The sequence below is a fragment of the Bacillus sp. OTU530 genome (assembly GCF_038440375.1).
Genome location: NZ_JASATP010000056.1, coordinates 1 through 17,622, shown reverse-complemented (window position 1 = coordinate 17,622; position 17,622 = coordinate 1). Strand labels below are relative to the sequence as shown.

The 17,622-nt window shown below is 38.6% G+C and carries 17 protein-coding genes and 3 pseudogenes; 18 read left to right on the top strand and 2 right to left on the bottom strand.

What is annotated here, in order from left to right:
* Positions 1-9: 9 nt before the first annotated feature.
* The 3 genes and pseudogenes from AAHB12_RS31970 to AAHB12_RS26405 all read left to right on the top strand — a co-directional run.
* A pseudogene (locus AAHB12_RS31970) lies at positions 10-342 on the top strand (ABC transporter permease subunit); the annotation flags it as partial.
* A 21-nt stretch (positions 343-363) separates the two neighbouring features.
* Positions 364-507 carry a GH32 C-terminal domain-containing protein gene (locus AAHB12_RS26410; RefSeq protein ID WP_342048187.1) on the top strand — a complete coding sequence of 48 codons (144 nt, stop codon included), beginning with the start codon at positions 364-366 and terminating at the stop codon, positions 505-507.
* An 85-nt stretch (positions 508-592) separates the two neighbouring features.
* Complete coding sequence (locus AAHB12_RS26405; RefSeq protein ID WP_342048185.1) at positions 593-859, top strand: HPr family phosphocarrier protein; 267 nt, start codon at positions 593-595, stop codon at positions 857-859.
* Positions 860-909: 50 nt separating this feature from the next.
* Here the strand turns inward: AAHB12_RS26405 and AAHB12_RS26400 are convergent.
* Positions 910-1,607: pseudogene (locus tag AAHB12_RS26400) on the bottom strand (IS6 family transposase).
* A 185-nt stretch (positions 1,608-1,792) separates the two neighbouring features.
* Here AAHB12_RS26400 and AAHB12_RS26395 point away from each other — a divergent pair.
* Positions 1,793-2,359, top strand: coding sequence for a hypothetical protein (locus tag AAHB12_RS26395; RefSeq protein ID WP_342048183.1), 567 nt, complete (start codon positions 1,793-1,795; stop codon positions 2,357-2,359).
* A 524-nt stretch (positions 2,360-2,883) separates the two neighbouring features.
* On the opposite strand, the gene AAHB12_RS26390 is transcribed toward AAHB12_RS26395, so the two are convergent.
* Positions 2,884-4,017: a GerAB/ArcD/ProY family transporter gene (locus AAHB12_RS26390; RefSeq protein WP_342048180.1), complete on the bottom strand. Its 1,134-nt coding sequence runs from the start codon at positions 4,015-4,017 to the stop codon at positions 2,884-2,886.
* Between the two features lie 438 nt (positions 4,018-4,455).
* On the opposite strand from AAHB12_RS26390, the pseudogene AAHB12_RS26385 reads away from it, so the two are divergent.
* From AAHB12_RS26385 to AAHB12_RS26320, 14 genes and pseudogenes are all read left to right on the top strand, one after another.
* A pseudogene (locus AAHB12_RS26385) lies at positions 4,456-4,603 on the top strand (IS6 family transposase); the annotation flags it as partial.
* Positions 4,604-5,246: 643 nt separating this feature from the next.
* Positions 5,247-5,735, top strand: coding sequence for a hypothetical protein (locus AAHB12_RS26380; protein WP_342048179.1), 489 nt, complete (start codon positions 5,247-5,249; stop codon positions 5,733-5,735).
* A 462-nt stretch (positions 5,736-6,197) separates the two neighbouring features.
* On the top strand, positions 6,198-7,256 hold the full coding sequence (locus AAHB12_RS26375) for an ATP-binding protein (RefSeq protein WP_342048178.1): 1,059 nt from the start codon (positions 6,198-6,200) through the stop codon (positions 7,254-7,256).
* A gap of 110 nt (positions 7,257-7,366) precedes the next feature.
* Positions 7,367-8,029: an IS607 family transposase gene (locus AAHB12_RS26370; RefSeq protein WP_342048176.1), complete on the top strand. Its 663-nt coding sequence runs from the start codon at positions 7,367-7,369 to the stop codon at positions 8,027-8,029.
* On the top strand, positions 7,995-8,294 hold the full coding sequence (locus AAHB12_RS26365) for a hypothetical protein (protein WP_342048174.1): 300 nt from the start codon (positions 7,995-7,997) through the stop codon (positions 8,292-8,294). Before AAHB12_RS26370 ends, AAHB12_RS26365 begins: the two co-directional genes overlap by 35 nt.
* A 543-nt stretch (positions 8,295-8,837) precedes the next feature.
* Positions 8,838-9,137, top strand: coding sequence for a zinc ribbon domain-containing protein (locus AAHB12_RS31965; protein ID WP_446715619.1), 300 nt, complete (start codon positions 8,838-8,840; stop codon positions 9,135-9,137).
* A gap of 894 nt (positions 9,138-10,031) precedes the next feature.
* On the top strand, positions 10,032-11,300 hold the full coding sequence (locus AAHB12_RS26355) for a lactate racemase domain-containing protein (RefSeq protein WP_342048172.1): 1,269 nt from the start codon (positions 10,032-10,034) through the stop codon (positions 11,298-11,300).
* A gap of 30 nt (positions 11,301-11,330) precedes the next feature.
* Positions 11,331-12,101 carry an SDR family oxidoreductase gene (locus tag AAHB12_RS26350; protein WP_342048170.1) on the top strand — a complete coding sequence of 257 codons (771 nt, stop codon included), beginning with the start codon at positions 11,331-11,333 and terminating at the stop codon, positions 12,099-12,101.
* A gap of 96 nt (positions 12,102-12,197) precedes the next feature.
* Positions 12,198-13,001, top strand: coding sequence for an ATP-dependent sacrificial sulfur transferase LarE (gene larE, locus AAHB12_RS26345; protein ID WP_342048168.1), 804 nt, complete (start codon positions 12,198-12,200; stop codon positions 12,999-13,001).
* A 118-nt stretch (positions 13,002-13,119) separates the two neighbouring features.
* Positions 13,120-14,592: a gluconokinase gene (locus tag AAHB12_RS26340; RefSeq protein ID WP_342048166.1), complete on the top strand. Its 1,473-nt coding sequence runs from the start codon at positions 13,120-13,122 to the stop codon at positions 14,590-14,592.
* A 25-nt stretch (positions 14,593-14,617) separates the two neighbouring features.
* Positions 14,618-15,391: a nickel pincer cofactor biosynthesis protein LarB gene (gene larB, locus AAHB12_RS26335; protein ID WP_342048165.1), complete on the top strand. Its 774-nt coding sequence runs from the start codon at positions 14,618-14,620 to the stop codon at positions 15,389-15,391.
* Positions 15,372-16,343 (top strand): LarC family nickel insertion protein, encoded by a 972-nt coding sequence (locus AAHB12_RS26330; RefSeq protein ID WP_342048163.1) that lies wholly within the window; start codon positions 15,372-15,374, stop codon positions 16,341-16,343. Before larB ends, AAHB12_RS26330 begins: the two co-directional genes overlap by 20 nt.
* Positions 16,344-16,374: 31 nt before the next feature.
* Positions 16,375-16,842 carry a nickel insertion protein gene (larC, locus tag AAHB12_RS26325; RefSeq protein ID WP_342048161.1) on the top strand — a complete coding sequence of 156 codons (468 nt, stop codon included), beginning with the start codon at positions 16,375-16,377 and terminating at the stop codon, positions 16,840-16,842.
* Between the two features lie 25 nt (positions 16,843-16,867).
* Positions 16,868-17,518, top strand: a complete 651-nt coding sequence (locus AAHB12_RS26320; protein ID WP_342048158.1) for an urease accessory protein UreH — start codon at positions 16,868-16,870, stop codon at positions 17,516-17,518.
* The last annotated feature ends 104 nt before the right edge of the window (positions 17,519-17,622 follow it).

Below are 17,622 nucleotides of genomic sequence, written 5' to 3'. Positions count from 1 at the left end.
GCGAATCTTCACATCTTTATTTATATAGGGCATATACGCCCATCCCAGCGGAATTGGAAGAAGCGACGATAGTAGACGGATGCAGCACATGGAGTGTGTTTTGGAAAGTTATTTTTCCATTACTTGCACCAATTAATGCGACAATTGATATCTTGACGTGCTTTGGGCATGGAACGACTTTATGCTGCGCCCATTATTTTGAATGATCTAGCAGATACAATGCTTCCGTTAGCTCAGTACGTATTCCAATCTGAATTTGACAGAGATTATAATTTAGTATTTGCTTCGTACTTATTAGCACTGTCACCGATGGTTATTGTGTATATCTTTGTGCAAAAGTAGATCATTGGCGGTGTTCGTCAAGTGAAAATTGATACAACAGGTGGTGATATGATTACTCTTCATATGTATGTGGACCGCTCTTCATTAGAGCTGCTTATCGATGATGGCGAACTTGCGATGACAAGTCGTATATATCCAGATCCGGCAAGTCTAGGGATGGAATAGCATAATTACTAGAATTAGAGGCATGGACATTGAAAGACGTTTGGGGTGTATCTTCATAAGACTTGAGGGAGACAGGTGATTATGCATGATTGAAAAAAAGGTTATTGTTCAGCTTCAACAAGGTCTTCAGGCTAGATCCGCTGCTAAATTCGTACAAAAAGCATCCTCTTTTACTAGTGAGATACACGTGATAAAAGACGAAAGATCAATAGTTGGAAAAAATGTTATGGGAGTTGTGACCAGAGCAACTAAGAAGGGAGAAGAACTTACACTCCTCGTAAATGGATATTGCTGTTCTATGGTTCTAACAAATTATTTTTACACCAGAACCACTTTTATGGTTCTGGTGTAAAGGTAAAATAAAAGAGAATAAAGCACATATATTCCTAGTGGAATCGTATCTTATGCTGTAAGCCCAAACAATTGATGGATGAATTCTTTCTGATTTCGGACAGACTGATCCCGTAAATCAATCTGTTCTTTTTGAATCATATGCATGGCTTCTACTCCTGAAAGAATAGATGTAGCTGTGTCAAAAGACTTGAACCCTAACATAGGAAGGACTCGCTTCTTAATGAATCGATGATCCTGTTCCACGATGTTGTTCAGATATTTTACTTGCCTTATTTGGATGCCTTTCGGCATCTTTTTTTCATTTTTTAACTGTTGAATCGCTACTGGATAGTTATCTACTGTTATGACATGAGGATTGGCAACATAAGAAAAAGTCAAGGCGTTTTTCAAGAAGCGCTTGGCTGATTTGGCATCTCTTGTTTTACTAAGGAAAAAATCAATGGTATTCTCAGCTGAATCGACTGCAGGGTATAGGTACATCCATTGTCCTTTTACTTTTATGTACGTTTCGTCCACTCTCCATGAGTCATTGGTTTGTTTGAGATGACGTCGGATTCTCTTATTTAACTCAGCACCATATTGATGTACCCAACGCATAATGGTTGTATGAGCAATGAATAAGCCTCGTTCCTCCATCATTTCCACCAAATCACGAAAACTTAGGTTGTACTGTAGATACCATCTACCGTTAATAAAATAATATCAGGCTGATGGTGCTTCCATTTGAACAAATTGTCCTTTTCCATATCGATCACACACCTTTTGTAGAGTAATAGTATCAGTATGTTCAGGAGCAGAACCAAGAAAACAATTATTTTGAGATTCGTAGACGGATATGAGCTGTCATTAAATTTGGAATAAATTTCTTATTCATGGGAATTGTTTACGAGTGTATTATGGAAGAGGCTAAAGAATAGAAAGAGGTATATATATGAATCACATAGAAAAGTTTGGTTTGAAATTATTAGGATTATTACTCCTTGTTGTATTTATCTGGGGATTGAGCAATGTTGCATCCAATGAAAAAGCAGAAAAAGAGGAAGCATCTAGGATAGCAGAGGAGGAAAACACACAAGAGATACAGAAAGAAAGCGTTGAGGAAGAGTCTGAAAGGAATCAGGAAGCTCCTGTCACCACTTCTGTTTCTCCAGCAGTAGTAGAAACAACCACAATACCTTCTCCAGCTTTTACGCCTGAATCTGTTATCACAACAGAAAAGACAAGGGATGAAAAACGTGACGAACTGATACAGATTGCAGAGAGTGTCAGCAGTCTTGCAAGTGGAACTGGATCAGATTGGGAAAATGCTGAATGGAGCGAAAGAAATACACTTGTAAATGATGTACTAGAAGCTTGGGGAAATCACGGATACACGGTGACGGAAGACGATATATGGTTTATGAGCACGCTTGATGTACGTTATAATGATGGACATACAGCTGAACCGATTTCGTATATACTCGCTGTGTCTGGTTTGGCAAATGGAACAGTAGATTGAGAGTTCTTATCAAGATCTAAAATCGAAAAATGCTTAAAAATAAAAGACAATCACGTATTAGACATGACTAAAATGTGATTGTCTTTTTATATGGTTCCATTAATAAAACATGGGCAATGTATACTAAGAAACAAAAACAGCCCCGTTCGGGTTGCCAGTTGACATAACCTTCGGAAGTGGAAATTAAATTTCTCCCTTATTGACTTGAAATAAGGTTTATAATGGAGTTCCATAAACCTTGGATTGAATATAGTACACCTCTCCATATTCAGAACTTAAAAAGCCAACATTTTGTTTGTCTAAGTCTACAAGATCCTTAAACATATCAGGAATATCACAATCCCAACTAATGTTGCAATTCCTATATAGGTAATTGTTGCTGTTAGGGTTTGGTGTGTGAATATACACCGCATCTTGTCCAGCATCATGTACGTGAATAGATACCCAGGACTGATATGGGTTTATCTAATGTTTCGAGATTCTATTGTTTTGTGTTCATATAATCAACGATATAGGAAGTAAGACTACGGTGCACTGGATTCCGACTTGATTTTCTTATCTTTCACCTTTTTGAAACGGTTGCGAATGATGGCAACAAGTAACATTAACAACGGAATAATCATAAGAAAAGGAATGTGAAGATAATATCCTGTAATAACAAAGCCTTCTTCCAAATGTTCGGCAAAATCTGAGGCAATCACTATTGACAAAAAAATGAGAATAATCCCAACTGGTAAAACTATTTGTTGATGATTTTTTAACTTGAACAAGTCAACTATTCCGATGACCGCACTATAAAAAAAGATAGATGCTTTGAAAAACACCGTAATTAATAAGGTGTAAACAACAATAACATCAAGTCGTTGTAAAAACTCCATAAGATTGACCACTCTGATAGTTGATAACAAAGGAAAAACGGACCTCTCCACTTTCTCGACATCAAGAACGACGATATTTAAACTAGCTGTCCAACTTAAGGCCAGACCGCCTGAAATCAAGGCAGACAACCATACCTTTTTCACTGATTCAGGTCGATTCAAATAGGGAAGTAGCATTGTAAAGACAATCATTTCTCCAAAAGGGAAAGAGATAATCAACGGAAAGACTGTCGTTAAGATTGGTTTCCATCCATTTTCCAGAAACGGTTGCAAATTATGGGGATGCCAATTACCTGAAACAAGCACTAAAAAATTTCCTGTTGCCCCTAATAGGAGCAAAACGACAATAAATACTTCTGCTGTCCTCCCTAATACTTCAATGCCTAGAGAAAGTACATAACAAATGGTCAGAACCATTAAAATATTGATCGCCAACAACGGTGTTTTTGGCAATGCCGATGAAATCAGCAAATCACCGAACTCACGCAGATTTCGGGCAGCAATGTATAAAAAGTATAGAATGTATAACAAGCCAATGATCCATCCAAGATATTTTCCGAATATTTTTCTGGCGTATCCGGTCAACGGCAGGTTGGGATATTGGCGAAATAAAAAGTAGTGAATGAAAAATAAGACAATTCCTGCTCCCAATCCTAAAAGAATCGCAAGCCAGGCATCTTTTTTAGCACCTATCCCATAACTTACGACCAATGCAGTCCCCATCTCAAACAGAAACATCAGGGCAAATAGTTGAATGGCACTAACTTTTGCTTTCTCCATCGTCTAAGAGATCTCCTCTTCATTATCCATTACACGGATTGATCCACACGTTTATATGTCTCATCTAGTTATTTATCCTATCCTACTTTCCTATTCTCAATACTTTTAAGGAGTAACGAATGCATATTGCATACATGTCAGATTTACATAATCCCATATTATCGGGATTGGGATTCCCTCGGGTATCCGCATCAATACTGGGTTTCCCCCATTCTCGGACAATAGAAAATATGCAGTATTTTATGCAATGCCCAAGCGACGAGGCTTTTGGCCTCCCAATCTTTTGACGAGTCTCCCTACCTTTTACATAAAATCCTGCATATTTTTTGGACATACTTGATTCATGACAAAGATAGAGTAACAGGGAAATGAACAGGGCGCTTCTAACTTGCTGGGGTAATTTATTTTCTCAGATTGATGGGCATGCGTCAGAACCCCATAAAGAAGAGAGTTCGTTCCCTGTTAGGATTGAAATTACAGCTACCTTGATTTTGAGAGGCATCGAAGCTATGCATATGATAAAAAAGGGCAACTTGTTTTACAGGACAAGTCTATCCAAAATCAAGTAAAGTTCATCCATCAATGATTTGGAATTACTGCGTAAACCCCGATTTTATATGGAATCTGTATGAATATCTCAAAATCGTACCATATTTGCACCAGAACTATAGTTGACAGAATATGCACATAGGTGTAAATTACATATATAAGTAAAAAATGGAAATGTAGATAATTATCCTGTCTATCAATAACAAGACCGAACATCAAATTAACGATAAGATCAGCTTACAGGATGATGTTAACTAAAATGTGGTAATACTTGCACACCTAATGAATTTAAGAGGGTGTAATTTCCAAGGTTATGAGTTTATTCAGCACCTAATGAAATCTGGCTTTGATTCCACACGTAGATTGAGGGGGTTTTACCATACATTAAGACAGGTAGAGGAAGAAAATATGATTAAAATGGAATAGAGTACCGAATCTGACGTTCCTACTAAACGAGTATATACTAGCTAGTAGCGCTGATCTTGAGGTGAATGGATTGGTGTGTTAGAACAATGTCAGAAAAGGTTAAATCATTTCTTCACCATGTACACTCGATTTTTTATACCTTTTCAATCTATACAAATTGAGACCACAAGAACGAATAGACAAAAATATATAAGTTAATAGCTGAAACAACAGCTATTTTATATATAAGAGGATAAGTAGAGGAGGATGTAAACATGTCTGCACAAGTTGCTAAAAAATCTAAAAGGAATAACCAAGTTGCTAACATATTTGAAATGGATCATTCTGTGAATGTGTTCCATCATATCGTATGGGGTGGCTGGTTAAACAGTGTGAAATTCGTACAGGCTTATCAACGTGAAATGGAAGGCTTTGCTTTTCAAGCGATAGAACACCAAAAAGATATGTGGATGCAAGCAAGTGAAAACCTAGGGAAAGTAGAGAGTGGAATCAATCAATATATGGAGAATACTACATCGTATTTCCTTGAAAGTCTTAAAACTCTGAATCTGATATCCGTTTCTAAGAATGTTGAAGAATGGAGTAAGCTAGGTAAGGAAGCAACGAAGCACCTGCAACAATTATATGGAACACCTAGTAAAGCTACCAACAACCTAATAGAAACATATTTTGATCAAATAGAATCCACATTGAAAACGACTATTCAACAACAGCAAGCGATTCGTGAGGAGTTTTCAGCTTGATTGGGGAATGTTATAAGATCGGTAAAGAAAACCAATAAAAGTGATATGGAAACATAGAATGTAAGTCGGAACGCTACATTTTATATGTTTAACTCATGAATGAAATTCCTCTTGTTCCTGATAAATATATTCCTGTCAAGTAGACAGGAGAAAAACCCACTAGGCAGTCTTAGTTTTATATTCGTGAGGACTAAGATTGCCTTATTTTCTTTAATATTTCTCTTTATTGGGAGATCGTCAGCATTTTGGAAAAAAACCACGCTAAGAGATTTCGAGTCATTTTAACCCTATTTTCAATTGTGTTGCATTAGCAACCGATCTTATTAGTTTTTATCGTTCTAGTACAACACAAATGATGTTGTGTGGTATTAAATACCCTTAGCGTTGTTGAATGCAAAGTTTTTGTAGTTCACTACTTTTTATTTAAATAAATTTAAAACGCTTATAATGGGGTAACTGCCTATGTACAAAAAAAATCTCGTTCCTCTGGATGAACATCAAATTTTTTTGCAAGGGCCGATCGTGGTGTTGAAGTGGAAAAATGCCAAGAATTGGCCAGTTGAATATGTCTCATCAAATATAGAAGAAAACTTAGGATATAAAAGAGAAGACTTTTTGTTAAGCCGTATAAAATATGCAGATATCATTTTTGGGGACGATTTACTCCGAGTTTCAAATGAAGTTTCGAACTCCAGTTTAAGTGAACGCAATATGTTCGAGCAAGAGTACCGAATTATAAAAAGTAATGGAGAAATTATCTGGGTCTACGATTATACAACAATAGTTAGAGATGAGGATGGGTCAATTACTCATTTCTATGTTTATATTTTAGATATCACTAAACATAAAAGAAATGAAGAAGTCTTTAGGAGAACAGAGAAATTAAATACAGTGGGGGAACTTGCTGCAGGAATTGCACATGAAATCAGGAATCCTTTAACCTCATTAAAGGGATTTCTTCATCTAATTAAAAATGGAGAATTAAAAGAAGAGTATACGGATATCATGGAGTCAGAACTGGATAGAATAGAGTTCATTCTTAATGAGTTCCTAGTGCTATCTAAACCGCATTTAACAAAATATAATAAAAAAGATGTTCATGTCCTGTTTAAGCAAATTCTTCCGCTCTTTAAAACACAGGCAGCGTATAAAAATATACAATTGGTTACTGAATTTGATTCTGAAGAATTGCTGATTAACTGCAATGGAAATCAATTAAAACAAGTATTTATAAACTTCATAAAAAATGCCATGGAAGCCATGTCGAGTGGCGGAGTTATTAAAATTGAATGCAAAAAAGAACATAATGAACTCTATATTCGTTTTATCGATGAAGGTTCCGGTATTTCCGAAGAAAACTTGAAACGTCTTGGAGAACCTTTCTTTACCACAAAGGAGAACGGTACAGGTTTAGGTTTAATGGTCAGTTTCAAAATTATCCAAGAACATGGCGGAACTATTCAAATTAAAAGCCAATTAGGCAGAGGGAGTACATTCGAAATTAAATTGCCTTTTTGTTAAAGAGCTTTGAAACAGTAAAATAAAATCTATACATAATAACAAAAACCTATTGATATAATCAATAGGTTTTTGTTATTATAAACCTACTAAAGAAATGGAGATATTTAACAATGAGGGTACCTATTGGAGCAATTGCCAAAGAACTTGGCGTTCAAGATGCGACGATTCGTCGATGGGAGAAAGAAGGACATATTCGTTCAGAGCGAACTCCTGGAGGCCATAGACGTTACGATATGGACGAGGTATTATCCTATGCCAATCAAAAAAAGAAAAAACAAGTAGAAAAGATAGCAATTGGTTACGCTAGGGTCTCTACACTCAAGAAGAAAGATGATTTAGAACGCCAAAAACAAGTATTGGAATTGTATTGTGCAGCTAAAGGATGGAAATACAAAATCATTGAAGAGATTGGTTCTGGTTTAAATTACAATAAAAAAGGGTTACATGAATTGATTCGACTCATAGAACTAAACAAAGTAAACACACTCGTGCTTAACTATAAAGACCGATTATTACGTTTTGGTTCTGAAATCATTTTTGAAATGTGTCGTATTCATGGGGTGGATGTTGTCATTTTGAATGAGGATGAACAAAAAACATACGAAGAAGAGCTAGTGGAAGATGTTTTAGCTATGATTACTGTATTTTCTGCAAAACTATATGGAAGCAGAAGTCATAAAAATAAGAGAATGATAGATTCTGTTCAAAAAATGATAATGGAGGAGAATGGTGGAGCGAATGTCGAACGAGAAGAAGGTGAAAAAACAGAATAAAAGACCGAGAATGAAGAAAAATATAAAACAATTCAGCATCGCAGCACCAAGAATCAAACAGATGATTCGTGAGAGTGGTTCTTGGAATGCAGAATCTTATTCTGTTTATGTTACTCAAAAGCAAGAGTTTTTGTTCTCTATGGGCGAATTAAACTACCTTGCAAATCAATATGGAAAAGTAAAAAATTATGTATATTCTCGATTTTCCGGAATCAATAGCCTTCATCTATTAAAAGATTATAAAAAATCCATTCGAGATACATAGACAAAGAAGGCTGGTGGATTCGCAAAACAGTGGAAACTACCAGCCCGTTATTGGAAACAAGCTTTAGATGAAGCAATTGCAAATATAAAGTCTCTTTGGTCGAACGCAGTTAGGAAAACGAAATCGTGTGTACATAAAAATGAAAACCTTACAGAGGACGAGAAACATTGTATTTACTATATGTTAAATGATTTTTGTTTATTTCAACCTATTCTGCAGAGACGAACATTTGAATGTCCTATTTCTATTCAGGGTCTAGTTATACGAGAACATTATATACATCATTTGATGTGTCGATTATTGAGAAGGTATCGAGGGAAAGTTCCTCATACAAAACAGAATAAAAGTATGATGATTGATGCAAATATGTATCGATATGATGAAAACAATGGGAGGAATTACATCAAGATATCCACCCGTAAACATAGTAAATTCGCTACGTTTTGTTTGCGAGATAAAAATCAATATAAGGGAAATTTGCGAATTCTTATACGAGATAAAGGAATTGAAATTCATCGAACTGTTAAGTGCAGAACTTAAAAAGTGTGGGTAGCTAAAAACATAATCGCCATTGATAAAGGCTATAACAAATTATTAGCGACATCGCAAGTATGCCACCTCTGCGATGAATTCGGAACGAGAAAAAATGAAGTGTTTATTTGTAAAAAGTGTGGGCAGATGGATGCTGACTCGAATGCAAGTAGAAATATATTGGAACGGTATACAGATACAGACATTACTAAATATCTTTCTTATAAAAAGGTGAAAACCATTCTGTTGAATCGTTTGAAAACAAAGAAAAAGTACCCGCAAATCATACGACAGTTTACGAGTACCCTATAAGGTTTATCATGTTCTTTTGTATGACAAAAGATAGGAGCCCCCTATTTTTTCACCGAATGGGCGTACAAAGGAACTTGGTATTCCCCCGTGTCGGTTGTGGGAGGGTGCATACAAGTATGCACCGTACTGGCCCAACCATGACCTATTTCCGATGGAGATAGGAGCGAATTACAGAAAAATCTATCTATTAAGGGGTTATGAATAGATTTGTATAGGTTTTTCTGACCAGTAAAGGTAATGGTATGACTGTCGAGGTCGACACCTAAAACAAAGCCTGCATGTCTGTTAATAGAAAGCATGATTGGTCTTCTGCCAAGGTTTTTATGCTCTTGCTTTGTTTCAATAATTAGCTCTTCAGCTAATAAATCAGACACCTGTACAGAAATAGTTGCTTTATTTAAGCCAGTGATTTTTGATAATCTGCCCGTGAGACCATTCCATGTTCAATAATTTTGCTTATGATCAAGCTTCTATTGATTTTTTTGATGTATGTCGCATCTCCTGTAATCATATATTGCCTAGCCTATATTAAAAAGCTTCCATATAAATATTGACGGAAAGTAGCTGTAATGATATTATACAAGTGATTAATTTGTTTGGTAAACAAACTAAAGGGAGGTATAACAAATACGCATATCCCTTCAGTGAGAGGCTGATCCAAGTTTTTTGACACTTTGAGAAAGTATAAATCTCTAGTAGGAAGCCCATTCGACGTAGCGAGAAATTTTAGGAATAAAGGATAAGTGCAACTACGCTTCTGTCTTCGCCCAAGGGCAGGGCTCGCCAATCAGCGGTTTTTTTTGAAAGGGATTACACCTGCTGGGTATCGCTTTTACAGTACATTGTATATAGCTTTCTAAGAGATACTTAAAAGAAAAAGGAGTGAAGAAGTTCGTGGGTATTTTACAGGAATTATTAAAAGATATTCCAGTGCCAAAAATGGCGAAAGTAAAGGTGAGGTTTGACGATACAAAAATTGAAAATCTTGAACAAGCTTTACTGGACAAACTGCAGCAGGAATATATCCAAAACAAAATCCGGCCAGGGATGGAAATTGCAGTAGCAGTAGGAAGTAGAGGACTTGATCGTCTCGTTGAAATTACTGCGGTCACAGTGCGGTTTTTGCAAGAGTTAGGAGCCAAGCCTTTTATTGTGCCAAGTATGGGAAGCCATGGTGGTGCGACTGCAGAAGGGCAGCGTGAAGTGCTAGCTCACCTTGGTGTTACAGAGGAAAGTGTAAACTGTGAGATTCGCTCCTCAATGGAGGTCGTGAAGCTTGGAGAATTGCCAAATGGGCTGCCTGTTTATGTTGATCAGTTTGCTGCTAAAGCAGACGGTATTGTCGTCATTAATCGAGTGAAACCGCATACGGCATTTCGAGGACCTGTTGAAAGTGGCATTATGAAGATGATTAGCATTGGTCTAGGAAAGCAAAAGGGTGCTGAGGCCTGTCATCAGCTAGGCTTTAAGTATATGGCTGAAAATGTACCGGCAATGGCAAAGATGATTATGGAAAAGCTTCCGGTGCTATTTGGGGTTGCGACGCTTGAAAATGCATTTGATAAAGTAGCAGTCGTCGATGTTATGGACCCTACAGAAATTGTAGAAAAAGAAGCTGATTTGCAAAAGCAAGCGAAGGAGCTATTGCCGAAGCTCTATTTTGGACAATTAGAGGTTCTCGTGATTGATCAAATTGGTAAAAACATTAGCGGTGATGGAATGGATCCAAACATTACGGGACGTTATCCAACTCCTTATGCATATGGCGGGCCAGAGGTTAACAAAATGGTTGTCCTCGGTTTAACTCCTCAAACAGAGGGAAATGCCAATGGTGTTGGAACGGCAGACTTTACTACACAGCGACTTGTAGACAGGATGGATCTGGAAACCACCTACGCTAACGGCTTAACCTCCACTGTTGTAGCGCCAACCAAAATAGCGACAACACTGCCAAATGATAAGGAAGCTATTCAAGCAGCTATTAAAACTAGCAATATTTTAGATTTTTCACAGGTGAAAATGGTACGTATTAAAAATACATTAGAAATCAGTGAGATTGAAGTATCGGAAGCTTTGCTTGAATATGTAGCAAATCACCCACAAATGGAGCAAATCTCAGATTTGTATGATTTTCCATTCGATGAAAAAGGAAACTTATTCTAAATAAAAAATAAATAGAGGGAGAGTAGAAACATGAAACAATTATTTGATTTATCTGGAAAAACAGCAGTTGCAATCGGGGGAAATAGTGTACTGGGATCCGCAATTGTCAAGGGACTAGCGGCACATGGAGCGAATATTGCGATTGTCGGGCGCAACTTGGAAAAGGCACAGGAGGTAGCTAGGGAAATAGAAGGAAATGGGGGAACTGCAAAGGCCTTTCAAGCAGATGTGAGTTCACGAGATTCTTTAACCCAAGTAGCTAATGAAATCGAACAATGGTCTGGCGGATGGGACATCCTCCTAAATGCGCCGGGTAAAAATAGTACGACACCTTTCTTTGAGCTTGAAATGGAAGAATGGGATGACATCATGGATGTGAATCTAAAGGGAATTGTGCTCACTTGTCAGATTTTCGCGAAGAGAATGATTGAGCAAGAGCGGAAAGGAAGCATTATTAATATTTCATCCGTTTCTTCTACAACACCATTATCAAAGGTATTTACGTATTCTGTATCAAAGGCTGGTCTTAATAGCGTGACGCAATATTTAGCACGTGAATTTGCGCCAAATGGAATTCGTGTAAACGCAATCATTCCAGGTTTTTTCCCTGCTGAACAAAATCGTAAAATCCTAAGCGCTGAAAGAGTTGAGTCTATTATGAACCATACACCGATGCAGCGTTTTGGTACTCCGGAAGAACTGCAGGGGGCTGCCGTTTGGTTAGCTTCAGAGGCGGCTTCTAGCTTCGTTACAGGGACTCTGATTCGTGTTGACGGCGGTTTTGGAAGCATGACCATTTAAACCGGAGCACATAAAGCAAAGCTAGGATCAATATGCTAACAGTGGTAGGCATTACAGATAGAGGTAGATGATTGAGTATGGAGGGGAGATCAGGCGATGTTAACAGAGAAGTATGAAAAACTAACGTCTATTCTCGAAGAAATGGGTTCGGTTGTTGTAGCATTCTCTGGGGGAGTGGATAGTACGTTTTTATTAAAGGCAGCTGTTGACACGTTAGGTACTGATCGCGTACTTGCTGTAACAGCTGACTCTGAAACATATCCAACAAGTGAGCTGGAGGAGGCAAAGCTACTTGCCAAACAAATTGGTGCCAAGCATCAAGTGATTGAAACATCAGAATTAGCAATACCTGGTTATACGGAGAATAATAAGAATCGATGCTACTTCTGCAAGAGCAGTTTATTTGATCACTTAATCCCAGTCATGAAAGAAAAGGGATTCCAAAATGTAGTTTACGGAGTAATTGCTGATGATCTGAATGAACATCGACCAGGTATGCAGGCTGCTAAAGAAAAAGGAATCCGGGGGCCTCTCCAGGAAGTGAATTTGTTTAAACAGGAAATCCGAGAGCTTTCACGTGAGTGTCATTTACCGACATGGGATAAACCATCATTTGCGTGTCTCTCCTCGAGGATCGCCTATGGTGAACGAATTACACAGGAGAAGTTAACTAAGGTTGAAAGGGCCGAAATGTATTTAAAATCCCTTCGTATCCGACAGGTTCGGGTTCGAACACATCAAGAGATTGCAAGAATTGAAGTCGAACCAAACGATATGAAGATTGTGTTAGAGCATCATGATTCCATTGCAAGAGAGCTTCAGCACTATGGATATAAATATATTACCTTAGACTTAATTGGGTATCAGAGCGGCAGTATGAACAAAGTTTTATCGTCATAATGGCTTTAGTAGGAGATTTGGGAACAGAAAAGGCTTTGGATTCACTCAAAGCCTTTTTCCAAGCGGAGCAGTAGTAAAAGAAAAACACCTATTGTTGTGGGGAAAAGGAAGATGAAGTATGCCAAGAGAGTTTGTAATGGGGCTTGATATCGGGACAACGAGTGTGAAAGCATGTGTATTTGACTTAAGCGGACATATAGTCGCTGAGGTAGAGAAAATGAACACATTCTACTATCCGCAAACGGGGTGGGTAGAGCAGGATCCAAAAGAAATCGAACGATCTGCTGTACAAGCCATCAGGGAAGCAATCAGGCAGGCTGGTATCGAAAAGCATGAGTTGATTTCTTTAGGATTTTCATCGGCTATGCATTCGCTAATTTGTATCAATGAGGATGGCGAGCCGCTATCTCCTGCGCTGATTTGGGCAGACGGGAGAAGCCATCATCAGGCGGAACAGATATTAGAAACAATAGGAGGAAGCGTTTATTCCAAAACCGGAACGCCTATTCATCCGATGACTCCATTCATAAAATTATTATGGATGAAGGAAACAGCATACGAACCTTATCATAAAGCAGCATATTTTATGTCCATTAAGGAGTATGTGCTTCAGCGTTGGTTTAATAAAAGACTGATCGATTATTCCATGGCATCAGCAACAGGATTGTTTAACCCTAGCTTGTTGGAGTGGGAACAGGAATTATTAGAGCTTTCTGGTGTGAGGAAGGAGCAGCTATCAGAAATCATTCCTCCTACAAGGATATTAACGAACATTCATCCAGAAATTGCTGATGAGATGGGAATCGATGAGGCAATGCCTTTTGTGATTGGGGCAGCTGATGGTCAATTGGCTAACCTAGGGATTGGAGCCATTCTCCCTGGCGAAGTAGCTGTTTCAGTTGGTACAAGCGGAGCAATTCGGCAAATTACAAAAGGGGTTACCATTAACGAGAAGCATGAAACCTTTTGTTACTCCTTTACAGCAGATTTCTCCATTATTGGTGGGCCTACGAATAACGGAGGCATTGCTTTGCAATGGTTAAAGGATCTATTAAATGACGAAGGTAGCTTTGAAGAATTTCTTAAGGAAGCCGAACGGGTGGCTCCTGGCGCAGAAGGAATCGTCTTTTTGCCGTACATTAATGGGGAAAGAGCACCATTATGGAATCAGCGAGCAAAAGGAAATTTTTATGGAGTCACTCTTACACATAAAAAGGAACATTTTATTCGAGCGGTTCTAGAGGGGATTACTTTTAATTTATATCAAATTGGGAAAGCCTTGGAGAGGTTAGCGGGCAGTCCGAAGAGAATTTATGTGAACGGTGGGCTGGCTAGATCAGGTCTTTGGCTGCAAATGATGGCTGATATATTTGAAGCAGAAATTTATGTTTCAGAAAGTCATCACAGTGCCGCATGGGGAGCAGCGTGGACGGCTCTAGTCGGTATTGATAGAGTGAATTCATTTGAAGAAATTAAAGGGAATATACCACTTGGACAGGCCGTTCTTCCCAATAAGGAAAGCAGCGTAATTTACCAAAAGATATATGAGCAATATGCACAATTAGCAAAGGATTTGTCTAAGTATTTTTAGAAGAATCGAAAGGTAGGGAAGCCAGATGCTCGAAGATATTTTAGAACAGGTTCAAAAAGGAACCCTGAGTGTAACCGAAGCAAAGGAACAGCTAGCTACATTTGAGAACTTAGGCTTTGCGAAGGTGGATCATCATCGTAAAAAACGACAAGGCTTCCCGGAGATTATATTTGGTGAAGGAAAAACTGCAGAACAAATCATTTCGATCAGTCAGGCTTTACAATCAAAAAACAACCAAGTATTAATCACACGAATCTCAAAAGAAAAGGCTGAAATTGTCCAAGGAGTTTGCCCGGAATTTATCTATAATGAGACAGCACGTATTCTGTTTTGGAAAGAGAATAGTACCGCAGAAATAAACTCACAAGGGTATGTGGCTGTCGTTTGCGCCGGCACCTCTGATTTAGGAGTAGCGGAAGAAGCGGCAATCACAGCTGAAGTGTTAGGAAGCAAGGTGAAACGTATTTATGATGTAGGAGTTGCTGGCATTCATCGACTGCTCAACCATCTCGATGAAATACAACGTGCTACTGTCATAGTGGCAGTTGCAGGTATGGAGGGCGCTCTTCCGAGTGTGGTCGGAGGTCTTGTCTCTGCCCCTGTGATTGCTGTTCCAACAAGTGTTGGATACGGTGCTAACTTTAATGGATTGTCCGCTTTACTTACGATGTTAAATTCCTGCGCTTCAGGAATTAGTGTCGTGAATATCGACAATGGCTTTGGTGGAGGATATAACGCTGCACTGATCCATCAGCTTGCACAAAAAGGAGTAGAGAAGTATGAAGACACTGTACTTTGATTGTTTTTCAGGGATTAGTGGAGATATGGTTATCGGGGCTCTCCTTGACGCTGGTGCAGACCCAGACATACTGGTAGAAGAATTAAAAAAACTTAACATTACAGATGAGTACGAATTGAAATGGAAAAAGGTCGTGAAAAATGGGATAACCAGTACAAAATTTGATGTGATGTTACTGGAAGAGGATCATCATCATGGGCATAGCCACGACCACGAACATGGTCATCATCACGAGCATAGCCACGACCACTGTCATCATCACGAGCATAGCCACGACCACGAACACGGTCATCACCATGAGCATAGCCACGACCACGAACACGGTCATCACCATGAGTATAGCCATGACCACGAGCACAGTCATCATCATTGGCATAGCCATGACCACGAACATGGTCATCATCACGAGCATAGCCATGGCCACGAGCACAGTCATCACTACCATCATCGTGCGTATCAGGATATCGTAAAGCTGATTGAAGCAGCTGGTTTTTCCGAGCCAGTAAAGGATACCGCTTTAAAGATTTTTAAAAAAATTGGTGAAGCAGAAGGACATATTCATGGAATTCCACTAGAACACGTTCATTTTCATGAAGTCGGTGCGGTAGATTCGATTATTGATATCGTTGGAGCAGCAATTCTTATCCATCAATTAAATATAGCGAGAGTGAAATCATCGCCAATTCCTGTAGGCACAGGGAAAATTCATATTGATCATGGTGTATATCCAGTGCCTGCACCTGCTACATTGGAAATTTTGAAGGGTGTACCTATTGCACAATCAGAGATTCGCTTTGAGTTAACGACTCCAACAGGAGCAGCTATTGTAGCGGTGCTTGCAGAAGAATTTTGTGCCATTCCTTCCATGAAAGTTGAGTCAATTGGCTATGGTGCTGGAACAAAGACATTTAAAAACCACCCCAATGTGCTTCGCGTCGTCATTGGAGAATAATGATTATATTTTACGAGAGGGAGTATGCTAGATGGTTTCTCAACCGCCTCCAAATCACGAACATCTCGATGATCAAATGATCAAAATGGAAGTAAACCTTGATGATGTTTCAGGAGAATGGCTTGGTTATGTAATGGATTTACTTTTTGAATCCGGGGCAAATGATGTCTTCTATACCCCCATTTATATGAAAAAAAATAGACCAGGGGTTTTACTTCAACTACTCTGCTCTCGTAAAAAGCTAGCTACAATGGAAGAAATACTCTTCAAGGAAACCACTACGCTTGGTATACGCTATTATCCATTGACCGTTCACCGGCTGGAAAGAGTGTTTCGAAAGGTTGAAACGGAGTGGGGAAGTGTGACGGTAAAAGAGGGAATACTGGCTGGACAAATTGTGCAAAGGGCACCAGAATTTGAGGAATGTAAGCAGATTGCACGACTTCATCATGTTCCTTTGAAAAAGGTGTACGAGCAGGTGTGGAAGGCATTGAAATAAGGAAAGGTTAGGAGGTTACCCGTTAATGATTAGCTTTATGTCAGTATTATTTCTAGGATTTATTTTAGGAATCAAGCATTCGATAGAGCCTGATCACGTTATTGCCGTAGCAACTGTTGTCAGTAAAAATAAGAAACTATCACGTTCTGCATTAACAGGTGCTTGTTGGGGAATTGGCCATACAAGCACTTTATTAATCGTAGGACTCATAATGGTTCTGATGAAGGGTGAATTATCCGATAAATGGGCAATGTCATTGGAATTCCTTGTTGGGGTAATGCTGGTATCCCTTGGAATGAGGAGCATGCTTTTCTATAAAAATATAAATATAAAGCAAGCTGACCATTCACCAGAGAGGGCCTCCTTAATCAAAGTAACTTTGATCGGCTTTATTCATGGTCTTGCAGGGAGTGCAGCAATGGTTGTCTTAACGATGTCAACTGTATCTACAGTTTGGGAATGTATCCTCTACATTGCAATATTTGGCGTTGGCACAATTTTAGGAATGCTAACATTTACAACGATCATTGGAATTCCCTTTGTGTATAGTAAGAAAAATTTAAATCTTAACCGTTCTTTAACACAGCTTGCTGGAACTGTTAGTTTTATATTCGGCATTTACTATATGTACAACCTTGGGGTTACAGAGGGCTTATTTCAGATGTGGGCTCAATAACGAGTAATGATTGAACCTGGGCATCCATCTTGTCAGCACTTAGCGTAGAAGGTTAATTTTAAAATTTAAATGTGATGTATAAAGGATGGCAGCAACGGCTGCCA

Excerpts from the sequence above, each read along its gene's own strand:
- AAHB12_RS26380 (WP_342048179.1), top strand. The coding sequence starts at position 5,247 with ATGTCTGCACAAGTTGCTAAAAAATCTAAAAGGAATAACCAAGTTGCT.
- AAHB12_RS26405 (WP_342048185.1), top strand. The coding sequence starts at position 593 with ATGATTGAAAAAAAGGTTATTGTTCAGCTTCAACAAGGTCTTCAGGCT.
- AAHB12_RS26340 (WP_342048166.1), top strand. The coding sequence starts at position 13,120 with ATGCCAAGAGAGTTTGTAATGGGGCTTGATATCGGGACAACGAGTGTG.
- AAHB12_RS26320 (WP_342048158.1), top strand. The coding sequence starts at position 16,868 with ATGATTAGCTTTATGTCAGTATTATTTCTAGGATTTATTTTAGGAATC.
- AAHB12_RS26350 (WP_342048170.1), top strand. The coding sequence starts at position 11,331 with ATGAAACAATTATTTGATTTATCTGGAAAAACAGCAGTTGCAATCGGG.
- larC (WP_342048161.1), top strand. The coding sequence starts at position 16,375 with ATGGTTTCTCAACCGCCTCCAAATCACGAACATCTCGATGATCAAATG.
- AAHB12_RS26370 (WP_342048176.1), top strand. The coding sequence starts at position 7,367 with ATGAGGGTACCTATTGGAGCAATTGCCAAAGAACTTGGCGTTCAAGAT.
- AAHB12_RS26375 (WP_342048178.1), top strand. The coding sequence starts at position 6,198 with ATGTACAAAAAAAATCTCGTTCCTCTGGATGAACATCAAATTTTTTTG.
- AAHB12_RS26365 (WP_342048174.1), top strand. The coding sequence starts at position 7,995 with ATGTCGAACGAGAAGAAGGTGAAAAAACAGAATAAAAGACCGAGAATG.
- AAHB12_RS26395 (WP_342048183.1), top strand. The coding sequence starts at position 1,793 with ATGAATCACATAGAAAAGTTTGGTTTGAAATTATTAGGATTATTACTC.
- AAHB12_RS26390 (WP_342048180.1), bottom strand. The coding sequence starts at position 4,017 with ATGGAGAAAGCAAAAGTTAGTGCCATTCAACTATTTGCCCTGATGTTT.
- larB (WP_342048165.1), top strand. The coding sequence starts at position 14,618 with ATGCTCGAAGATATTTTAGAACAGGTTCAAAAAGGAACCCTGAGTGTA.
- larE (WP_342048168.1), top strand. The coding sequence starts at position 12,198 with ATGTTAACAGAGAAGTATGAAAAACTAACGTCTATTCTCGAAGAAATG.
- AAHB12_RS26330 (WP_342048163.1), top strand. The coding sequence starts at position 15,372 with ATGAAGACACTGTACTTTGATTGTTTTTCAGGGATTAGTGGAGATATG.